Source organism: Pseudomonas sp. Pseusp97 (assembly GCF_047304025.1).
Lineage (GTDB): Bacteria > Pseudomonadota > Gammaproteobacteria > Pseudomonadales > Pseudomonadaceae > Pseudomonas.
Map to the genome: position 1 here is coordinate 1 of NZ_JBGLYK010000416.1, position 1,863 is coordinate 1,863.

Annotated in this window: 2 protein-coding genes; one reads left to right on the plus strand and one right to left on the minus strand. The window is 69.0% G+C overall.

The window, feature by feature from the left end:
• Positions 1-127 precede the first annotated feature (127 nt).
• Positions 128-1,039 (minus strand): LysR family transcriptional regulator, encoded by a 912-nt coding sequence (locus tag ACCC94_RS29525; protein ID WP_413353132.1) that lies wholly within the window; start codon positions 1,037-1,039, stop codon positions 128-130.
• Between the two features lie 132 nt (positions 1,040-1,171).
• Between ACCC94_RS29525 and ACCC94_RS29530 the strand changes: the two genes are divergently transcribed.
• Positions 1,172-1,863 (plus strand): FAD-dependent oxidoreductase (locus tag ACCC94_RS29530; protein WP_413353133.1); only part of this gene is annotated, 692 nt, incomplete at its 3' end.

Consider the following 1,863-nt stretch of genomic DNA (forward strand, 5'->3'; position numbering starts at 1 on the left):
GGGGGGCGCCGCGCCGCCGCGCTCTTCTTTACTCCCCCCCGGCCGGCCGCGGGCGGCGCCGCCCCCCCCCCCCGCCGCCGGACCACGCATCCCGGCGGCGCTTCCCCGGTGTGGCAGGGGCTGTCTTTTATTCGAAGCGATGCTGCGCCAGCTGTGCCTCGGCATGCCGCACCAGCATCTCCAGCAGCAGCGCCTGGGTGTGCGGCGGGGTTTCGTCGGCGCGGGTCAGGGCGTAGAGCGTCACCTTCACGGTGGGTGTCAGGGTGCGCTGTACCGTCAGGCGTTCGTCTGCACCCAAGGCGGTGAAGGGATCGACCAGCGCCAATCCTGTTCCGGCTTCCACCAGCGTTCTCGCCAGGGCATAGGTCTGCACCGCGATGCGCACGCGTGGCGGTGGTTCGATGTTGGCCAGATGGCTTTCCAGGCGGGCGGACAGCGGGTCTGAGGTGGACAACCCGATCATCGGCTCGCCGGCCAGTTCGTCCAGCGTCAGGGGTTGACCCAAGCGATCCTCCGGCCAGTGGCCGCGCGGCGCCAGGGCGACCAGCGGGCCGCTGGCAATGGGCTGCGAGCGCAGGCCGGGGTGGTCGGTCTGTTGCAGGGTCAGGGCGAGGTCGAGTTCGCGCATCAGCAGGTTCTGCACCAGTTCGCGGGAGTGCTGGGTGGCCAGTTCGCAGCTGCTCTGCGGGTAGCGGTCGGTCCATTCGCGGATCACCGGCGGCAGCAGCGACAGCGCCATGGCCGGCGTGGCGCCTACGCGCAGGCGGTTCTCCGGCTGGCCGCGCAGGCTCTGCGCAAGCCGGCGCACGCCCTGCAGGCTTTCGCTGACCTTGGCCACTTCGCGCTCCAGTTCCAGCGCCTCGGGCGTCGCCTGCAACTTGCCGCGTACACGCAGGAATAGTGGGAAGCCCAACTGCTGCTCGGCGTGCTGCAGCACCTTGGTCACCGCCGGCTGCGAGACGTGCAGCAATTGCGCGGCGCCGCTGACCGAGCCGGTCTCGCGGATGGCCTGGAACACTTCGATATGGCGCAGGCGCATGAGCCTCTCCCGTTGTGTGGAAAACTGCTGCGTATAACGCAAGGTTATGGGTTGCCCATGTTTATTCATTGTTCGCCGCCTGTCACCCAGGCCTAAGGTCGAGGCCAGGAATGGATGGGCAGTGAGACGGCAATGGCACAGCGGGTATGCATCATCGGCGCGGGCGTGGTCGGACTGGCCACGGCACAGGCGCTGGTCCTCGAAGGCTTCGACGTCACTGTGCTGGAGGCGCGGGATCAGGCCGGGCTGGAAACCAGCTTCGCCAACGGTGGCCAACTGTCCTACCGCTATGTCGCGCCGCTGGCCGATGCCGGCGTGCCGCAGCAGGCGCTGGGCTGGCTGCTGCGTGGGGACTCGCCGCTGCGTCTGCGCCCGCGCCTGGACCTGGCGCAGTGGCGCTGGTTGCTGGAATTCACTGCCGCCTGCCGGCGCTCGGTGAACCAGGCCAACGCGAAACACCTTCTGCGCCTTGCGCTGTTCAGCCAGGCCACCCTGACGCAGTGGCGCGAGGACGGGCTGGACGGTTTCGACTGGCGGCGCAACGGCAAGCTGGTGGCCTTCCGCGACGAAGGCAGCTTTCGCAGTGCGCGACAGAACCTGTCCGATCCTGCCGAACAATTCGTGCTCTCGGCGCAGCAGTGCCGCGAACTGGACCCGGCGCTGGAGCGCGCGCCCTTCGTGGGTGGCATCCATACGCCGGACGAGGAGGTCGCGGACTGCTTCCTGTTCTGCCAGCGGCTGGCCGAGCGGCTTGAGGCGTCCGGGCGCTGCCGCATCCTCTACGGTCATCCGGCGTCCCGGCTGATCCTGCGCAACGGCGCCGT